Annotated in this window: 9 protein-coding genes; 5 read left to right on the forward strand and 4 right to left on the reverse strand. The window is 74.4% G+C overall.

The genetic code is table 11. The annotated features are described in order from the left end of the window. On the reverse strand, nt 1-355 hold a 355-nt coding region (locus tag H5J29_RS14965; RefSeq protein WP_312858231.1), incomplete at its 3' end, for an AAA family ATPase. 70 nt (nt 356-425) lie between these two features. Between H5J29_RS14965 and H5J29_RS14970 the strand changes: the two genes are divergently transcribed. Continuing rightward, the gene (locus tag H5J29_RS14970) at nt 426-1583 is read left to right on the forward strand and encodes an amidohydrolase family protein (RefSeq protein WP_181781572.1); all 1158 of its coding nucleotides are present in this window, start codon (nt 426-428) and stop codon (nt 1581-1583) included. Between the two features lie 61 nt (nt 1584-1644). On the opposite strand, the gene H5J29_RS14975 is transcribed toward H5J29_RS14970, so the two are convergent. Beyond that, nucleotides 1645-2631 (reverse strand): helix-turn-helix transcriptional regulator, encoded by a 987-nt coding sequence (locus H5J29_RS14975; RefSeq protein ID WP_181781573.1) that lies wholly within the window; start codon nt 2629-2631, stop codon nt 1645-1647. A gap of 32 nt (nt 2632-2663) precedes the next feature. Between H5J29_RS14975 and H5J29_RS14980 the strand changes: the two genes are divergently transcribed. After that, on the forward strand, nt 2664-3218 hold the full coding sequence (locus tag H5J29_RS14980) for an NUDIX domain-containing protein (protein ID WP_312858232.1): 555 nt from the start codon (nt 2664-2666) through the stop codon (nt 3216-3218). On the opposite strand, the gene H5J29_RS14985 is transcribed toward H5J29_RS14980, so the two are convergent. Together H5J29_RS14985 and H5J29_RS14990 are read right to left on the reverse strand one after the other, a co-directional pair. Next, nucleotides 3205-4455, reverse strand: a complete 1251-nt coding sequence (locus tag H5J29_RS14985) for a cytochrome P450 family protein (RefSeq protein ID WP_181781574.1) — start codon at nt 4453-4455, stop codon at nt 3205-3207. The two genes, H5J29_RS14980 and H5J29_RS14985, sit on opposite strands and share 14 nt — an antisense overlap. A 53-nt stretch (nt 4456-4508) precedes the next feature. Then, nucleotides 4509-5198 (reverse strand): TetR/AcrR family transcriptional regulator, encoded by a 690-nt coding sequence (locus H5J29_RS14990; RefSeq protein WP_181781575.1) that lies wholly within the window; start codon nt 5196-5198, stop codon nt 4509-4511. Between the two features lie 24 nt (nt 5199-5222). Between H5J29_RS14990 and H5J29_RS14995 the strand changes: the two genes are divergently transcribed. The 3 genes from H5J29_RS14995 to H5J29_RS15005 all read left to right on the forward strand — a co-directional run. Continuing rightward, complete coding sequence (locus H5J29_RS14995; protein ID WP_181781576.1) at nt 5223-5993, forward strand: enoyl-CoA hydratase-related protein; 771 nt, start codon at nt 5223-5225, stop codon at nt 5991-5993. A gap of 53 nt (nt 5994-6046) precedes the next feature. Next, complete coding sequence (locus H5J29_RS15000) at nt 6047-6910, forward strand: transporter substrate-binding domain-containing protein (RefSeq protein WP_181781577.1); 864 nt, start codon at nt 6047-6049, stop codon at nt 6908-6910. A 68-nt stretch (nt 6911-6978) separates the two neighbouring features. Next, the coding region (locus H5J29_RS15005; RefSeq protein ID WP_446686478.1) for an AMIN-like domain-containing (lipo)protein at nt 6979-7295 on the forward strand (317 nt) is incomplete at its 3' end.

The following is a 7295-nucleotide window of genomic DNA, read 5'->3' on the forward strand; positions in this document are numbered from 1 at the left end:
CGAGGAACCCGGCCACGGCGTCGAACAGCGCGAAGCGCTCCACCGGCCCCACCGACACGTCCCGCGGCGCGGCGACGATCGGGTCCACCGTCGACGGGAGCTCACCGGGCAGCGCCCGCAGCGCCCGTCGCCAGGGCCAGTAGGCGGGCGCGCCCTCGTCCTCGCTGCACCCGCCCCACAGCACCGGGACGGCCCTGGCCCCCGCCAACCTGCCCAGCTCCGCGGCCAGCCGGGTCTTGCCGATCCCCGGCTCACCGCCGACCAGCACCACGCCGGGCTCCCCGTCGAGGGCGGCCGCCAGCAGGGCGGTCAGCTCGGCGAGCTCCGCCGCCCTCCCGACGAACCGGGGCTGCACGGGGTATCGGTACCACGGATCCGTGGTTTCCACGATGGCCGGATCGCCGTCCGGTCCTACACAGGACGGCATGACCCGAACCGCCACCGCGACCCTGCTGCGGGCCGATCGCCTCTTCGACGGGCTGCGCCTCGTGGACGACCCCTGCGTGCTGGTCGAGGACGGCCGCATCGTGGCCGTCGGCGACGCCGCACCGCCGGACGTCGAGGTGCTCGACCTGCCCGGGACGACCTTGCTCCCGGGGCTCATCGACACCCACGTCCACCTGGCCTTCGACGCGAGCACCGATCCCGTCGGCGCCCTCGCGCTCCGCGATCCCGACGCCGAGCTCGCCGCCATGGCCGAGGCCGCGCGGGCCCAGCTCGCGGCGGGCGTGACGACCGTGCGAGACCTCGGCGACCGCGGCTACTCGGCCCTGCGCCTGCCCACCGACCTCACGGTCGTGGCGGCCGGGCCGCCGATCACGAGCGTCGGCGGGCACTGCCACTACCTCGGCGGCGAGACCACGGACGTCCGCGCGGCGGTGCGCGAGCACGCCGAGCGGGGCTGCACGGTGATCAAGGTGATGGCCAGCGGGGGCGGTCTCACGCCGGGCACGGACATGCTGGCGCCGCAGTTCTCCGACGAGGACCTGCGTGCCCTGGTCGACGAGGCCCACCGCCACGGCCTCCCGGTCACCGCCCACGCGCACGCCGTGGCGGCCATCGCCCAGGCCGTCGCGGCAGGGGTCGACGGGATCGAGCACGCCACGTTCATGGAGGCCGACGGCATCGTCGTCCCGGACGAGCTGGTCGACGAGATCGTCCGGCGCCGGGTGGTGATCGGGGCCACGGTGGGGGTGGTCCCGGTCCCCGGCATGGTCCCGCCGCCCTTCCTGCTCCGCCACCTGCCCGCGATCCGCGCGGCCCTCGCCCGGTTGGTCGGCGCGGGTGCGGTGGTGGTCGCGGGAACCGACGCGGGCATCGCGCCGGTGAAGCCGCACGGCGTGCTGCCGCGGGGGCTCACGGAGCTGGTAACGGCGGGGATGACCCCGACGGACGCGTTGCGCGCGGGCACCCGGACGGCGGCCCAGGTCGTCGGGCTCGGGGACCGGAAGGGGCGGGTCGCCCCCGGGTACGACGCCGACCTGCTCGCCGTCGCGGGCGACCCCACGACCGATCCGGAGGCGTTGCTCCGGCCGGTGGCGGTCGTCGTCGGCGGGCGGCTGCACACGGAGGTCCCGCGATGAGGTGGCGGCGGATCGGGCGCGCCGTCTGGCGCGCGCTGTGCGAGACCGAGCCGTACGGGCTCTACGGCTGCCCCGTGCCGCCGTGGATCGGTGGGCCGGAGTTGCGGTTCAGCAGCGCCCGGCCGTGGTCGGCGAGCCGGGAACGCAGCTCCGGGTCCAGCCCCTCGACCTCACCGCCGAGTGACACCAGCTGACCGGCGGCGACCTCGAGCGACTCGACGTCGAGGGCCAGCTCGCGCCAACCCTCGGCGTCGGGCTCGCACGCGCGGCCGATCGCGGTGGCGGCGGCCTCGACGTCCGTGACGCGCTTGAGCGCCCGCAGCCCGCGCTCCGAGACCCGGATCCGGACCTGGGTGCGCAGCATGGTCGCGGCGAACTCGGCCGCGGACTCCGCCCACCAGGCGGGCAGGTCGAAGTCCGGGCGCTCGAACGTCGCGTCGAGCAGGGTGGCCTCGGCGATCTTGGCGGCGCGGTAGGTCCGCGTGTCCTGGTCCACCCGGGCCACCAGGTACCAGACCCCCGCCTTGAGGACGAGCCCGAGCGGCTCGACCTCGCGTCGCACCCGGCGCGGCCCGTAGAGGATGGACACGCGGCGCTGGTCCCAGAGCGCCTCGGCGAGGGTCCCGAGGTGCTCGACCTCCGCGGGGGCGTGGAACCAGCCGGGCGCGTCCAGGTGCACCCGCTCGGCGACGGTCCGGGTGTGGGCCCGCAGGTCCTCCGGCAGCGTGGCGAGGATCTTGGCCTGCGCCCCGGCGAGCGCGGTCCCCATGCCCAGCTCGGCGAGCAGCTGCGGCGCGCCGATGGCGAACATCGCGGCGGCCTCCTGCCCGGTCAGCCCGTCGAGCCGGGTGCGCCAGCCCTCGACGAGCCGGATCCCGCCGCCCGGCCCCGGCTCGGTCCAGATCGGCACACCCACCTCGGTCAGCGACGCGACGTCCCGGTAGATCGTCCGCTCGGACACCTCCAGCTCGGCGGCCAGCTCCGCCGCCGTGGCCGCACGACGTCGCTGCAGGACGAACAGCAGGGCCATCAACCGGGACGCGCGCACGGCCCGATCGTCCCAGCCGGCAGGCTGCCCGTGTGGACACCCTCTCGACGCGCCAGGTCTACGCCAACGACTGGATGACCGTCCGGGAGGACGCCATCCGCCGCGCCGACGGCACCGACGGCGTGTACGGGGTGGTGGACAAGCCCACGTACGCGCTCGTCATCCCCCGCGACGGCGACCGGCTCCACCTCGTCGAGCAGTTCCGCTACCCGATCGGCCTGCGCCGCTGGGAGTTCCCCGCGGGGACCGCGCCGGACCGCGCCGACCAGGACCCCACCGAGCTCGCCGTGCGCGAGCTGGTGGAGGAGACCGGACTGCGGGCCGGGCGGATGGAGCGGATCGGGCTGCTGGACGTCGCACCCGGGATGTCCAGCCAGCGCGGCTTCGTGTTCCTCGCGACCGGGCTGACCGAAGGGCGGCCGCAGCGCGAGCACAGCGAGCAGGACATGCGGCAGGCCTGGTTCACGACCCGGGAGTTCGAGCAGATGATCGTCGCGGGCGAGATCACGGACTCCCAGTCGATCGCCGCCTACCAGCTCCTCCTCCTCCACGACCGCAGGAAGGACCCGCGCATCATGGAGCCATGATGCGTCCGGGGAGGTGGGCGGGGAGGGCGGCGAGGCGGCGGGAGCCGGGGACCGGTTGCCACACCAGCTCCTCGGGGGCGACGGCGAGGCGCAGGTCCGGGAAGCGGGTGAACAACGCCCGCAGCGCCACCTCGCCCTCCTGCCGCGCCAGGGCGGCGCCCAGGCAGTAGTGCGCCCCGTGCCCGAACCCGACGTGCCCCTCGCCGCGATCGGGCACCCGCGTCACGTCGAACCGTTCCGGGTCGTCGAACTCGCGCGGATCCCCGTTGGCGGACAGCAGGATCGGCTGCACCGTGGCACCGGCCGGGATCACCACCCCACCGATCTCCACGGCCTCGGTCGCGTACCGCACCCGGACCTGGCTGACCGGACCGTAGAGCCGCATCAGCTCGTGGACCGCGGTGGGCCACAGCGACGGGTCCGCCTGGAGCCGATCGAGCTGGTCGGGGTGGGTGAGCAACGCGGCGATGCTGTTTGCCACCAGGTGCGCGGTCGTCTCGTGCCCGGCGAACACCAGCGCCAGCACCATCGTGACCAGCTCGAAGTCCGAGAGCCGGTCACCGTCCTCCTCCTGCGCCCTGATCATCCCGGACAACAGGTCCTCGGTCGGCTCCACCCGACGTCGGGCGACCAGCTCCCGGATGTGCTCGACGGTCGCGCGCAACGCCCCCGGGATCCGCGTCGGGTCCGCGGAGACCAGCTCCCGCCCCCAGACGTGCCAGTTCGCGCGATCCTCCTCTCCGATCCCGACGAGCTCGCAGATCACGGTGATCGGCAGCGGGTAGGCGTAGGACTCGACCAGGTCGACCTCACCCGACAGACCGTCGAGCAGACCGGCCGCGATCTCCTCGACCCGCGGCCGGAGATCGCCGACCCGGCGGACCGTGAACGCGCGGGAGACGAGCTTGCGCAGCCGGGCGTGGTCGGCGCCGTCGAAGTCCAGGACGCTCTTGGTGAGGTACTCGGCCAGGTCCGGCGTCACGCCGACCGCGGCCATCAGCTCCGCGCGGGTGTCTCGCCCCGCGGGCGACCGGGCGGCGTCGTTGACGAAGCGGGGGTCGGCGAGCACGGCCTTGACGTCGGCGTACCGGGTCACCAACCAGAGCGGGGTCTCGTCCCCACCCATGCCGAACCGGCTGCGCAGGACCGGGGCCTGCTCGCGCAGGCGGCCGAAGGCGTTCCAGGGATCGGCGAGCAGCTCGGGATCGGTCAGTGCGGGTGCGTCCAGCACGGTCATCGGATCTCCTCGTGGTGAGTCGGGCGGGCTCGTGGGTCGGGCGGAGTGGTGGGTCAGGCGGACAACGCGTCGATGTAGGTGAGCAGCGAGCGGTAGAGGGCGGCGCTGGCGGCGGCCACCTCGGCCGTCGGGCGGCCCGTGGGTTCCTCCAACGCGGTCCGCAGCGCGTGTTCCAGCAGGTCGGCCCGGCCGTCCGGATCGGTGGGGCCGGGGACCGTCGACATGCCGTCGATGAAGAAGAACCCCGTGGTGACGGCGCTGAACACGCGCATCTGCTCGTCGATCGCCAGGTCGGTGCGCAGCAGGCCCGCCTCGCGGAGCAGGCCGAACCACGCGCGGCCGATCTCCGTGCGCCGCTCGACGATCCCGCCCAGCGCCGCGGCCGCCTCGTGGGCCAGCCTGCCGAGGATCTCGGGATCGCCGAGGTAGAGCGGGCGGGTGACCGGGTCCCGCGCGAGCTCCCGGTAGAGCGAACCGACCGTCCGCGCAGGCAGCGCCTCGGCCGGGTCGACCTCCATCCGGTCCGCCATCCTGCCGACCACCCCGCGGTGGCTGCGCATGAGCACGGCCAGGAACAGCGCCTCCTTGGTGCGGAAGTGCAGGTAGACGGTGCCCTTGCCGACACCGGCCTGCTTGGCGACGTCCTCGATCGTGACCCGCTGGTACCCCCAGCGGACCAGCAGGTCACCCGCGGCGTCGAGCAGACGGTCCGCTCTTGTGACCGGATGTGCGGTTTCGGTCATGGAGTCAGCCTATACCGTGTCGGCATGGGTTACGAGCACCTTCTCGTCAAGGAGGACGGGGACACCGTCCGCATCACGATGAACCGGCCGGAGCGGCGCAACGCGTTGTCCGAGGACCACCTCCGGGAGCTGCTCGCGGCGTTCGAGGAGGCGGGCAGCAGCGCGGCGACCGGGATCGTGCTGGGCGCGGAGGGCAAGGCCTTCTCCGCGGGGCACGACTTCGCGGACGTCGCGGCCCGTGACCTGAAGGGCGTCCGTGAGCTGCTCACCCTCTGCACCGAGCTCATGCAGACCATCCAGGCGGTGCCGCAGGTCGTGATCGCGCGGGTCCAGGCCATCGCGACGGCGGCCGGGTGCCAGCTCGTCGCCACCTGCGACCTGGCCGTCGCGGCCGAGTCCGCCGCGTTCGCGCTGCCCGGCGGCAAGGGCGGCTGGTTCTGCCACACCCCCGCGGTCCCGGTGGCGCGCACCGTGGGGCGCAAGCGGCTCATGGAGCTGGCGCTGACCGGCGACCCCATCGACGCCCACACGGCCGCCGACTGGGGACTGGTCAACTACGCCGTCCCGGACGCGGAGCTCGACGCCCGCACGGACGACCTGCTCGCCCGCGCCACCCGCGGCAGCCGGTTCGGCAAGGAGGTCGGCAAGCAGACCCTCTACGCGCAGCTGGACCGCCCGGAGGCCGACGCCTACGGCATCGCCGTGGAGGTCATGGCCGCGATGTCGCAGTCCGCGGGGGCCAAGGAGGGCATGGCGAGCTTCCTCGAGAAGCGCGCCCCCGTCTGGCCGGACTGAGAGCGGGCGCCCGGTTGGCGCCCGCGGCTCCTGCCTCCCTAGGGTCCAGGGCGATGGTGCCCCGGAGAGCTTTCCTCGCAGGCGCCGCGGGTCTCGCGGTGCTGGCGGGCTGCGGATCGCGCTCGGACTCGGCCCTCGAGCGGATGCGGGCCGACGGAGTGGCCCGGATCGGCATCGCGGGCGAGCGCCCCTACGGCTACTCCGCCACGGACGGCACGGTCACCGGGGAGGCCCCCGAGGTCGCCCGCGCCGTCCTCGACGGCCTCGGCGTCCCGGACGTCGAGGCGATCCAGGTTCCGTTCGCCGCCCTGCTCGACGGCCTGGTCGCGGGCCAGTTCGACATCGTCGCGGCGGGCACGACCATCACCCCGAGCCGGTGCGCCCGCGTCTCCTTCTCGCGCCCGGACTTCCTGGCGCCCCTCGGTTTCCTCGTCCGGGAGGGCAACCCGCTCGGCCTTCGCACCCTCGGAGGTGCCGCCCGCTCGCGCACCCGGCTCGGCGTGCTCGCCGGGTCCGCCGAGGAGGAGTTCGCCCTCGCCGCGGGGCTCTCCCCCACCGCGCTGAGCAGCTACGACGGGCAGAGCACGCTGTTTCGCGCCGTCGCCGCCGACGAGGTCCCGGCCGCCGTCCTCACCCGTATCTCGCTGCTCGACGAGCTCTCCCGCAACCCCGGGTCCGGCCTCCAGGTGACCCCCGGGTTCGCCCCCACGACCACGCTCACCGGCGACCCCGTGTACCCGGTGAGCGCCTTCGCCTTCCGCCGGGAGGACGCGGACCTGCGGACCGCCTTCGACACCGGCCTCACCGCCCTGCAGCGCGACGGCCGCTGGCTCGCGCTGGTGCGCCCCTTCGGTTTCACCGAGGAGAACCTCCCGCCCGCGGACCTCACCGCCGAAGAGGTCTGCGCCGCGGGCTGACCCGTATCCAGGGGCTCCGCCGCGCCTCTCCCCTCCGACAGTCCGTGAAGGAGCAGAGGAGCACCGCGATGACCGTCGAGTCCACCGAGAGCCACCACCGGGTCGAGGCCGACCCGCCCTTCGTGCCCACGCTGACCGAGGTCCGCGTGGGTGGGCACACCACCTTCGACCGGGTCGTCTTCCAGTTCGAGGGCCCGCTGCCGGGCCACGACGTGCGCCACGTCCCCGAGGTCGTCCAGGACGGGTCCGGCCTGCCGATCCCCCTGCGGGGACGGGCGTTCCTGCAGGTCAGCCTGTTCCCGGCGACCGCGTTGTCCGAGGAGGGACCGTTCGGCCCGCTCCCGTCGGTCGCGGGGCTCGCCGCGCTGCGGGACCTCGCGTTCGC

Origin of the sequence: Pseudonocardia pini (genome assembly GCF_013870575.1) — a bacterium.
GTDB lineage: Bacteria > Actinomycetota > Actinomycetes > Mycobacteriales > Pseudonocardiaceae > Pseudonocardia > Pseudonocardia pini.

Excerpts from the sequence above, each read along its gene's own strand:
- H5J29_RS14970 (WP_181781572.1), top strand. The coding sequence starts at position 426 with ATGACCCGAACCGCCACCGCGACCCTGCTGCGGGCCGATCGCCTCTTC.
- H5J29_RS14985 (WP_181781574.1), bottom strand. The coding sequence starts at position 4,455 with ATGACCGTGCTGGACGCACCCGCACTGACCGATCCCGAGCTGCTCGCC.
- H5J29_RS14990 (WP_181781575.1), bottom strand. The coding sequence starts at position 5,198 with ATGACCGAAACCGCACATCCGGTCACAAGAGCGGACCGTCTGCTCGAC.
- H5J29_RS14995 (WP_181781576.1), top strand. The coding sequence starts at position 5,223 with ATGGGTTACGAGCACCTTCTCGTCAAGGAGGACGGGGACACCGTCCGC.
- H5J29_RS15000 (WP_181781577.1), top strand. The coding sequence starts at position 6,047 with ATGGTGCCCCGGAGAGCTTTCCTCGCAGGCGCCGCGGGTCTCGCGGTG.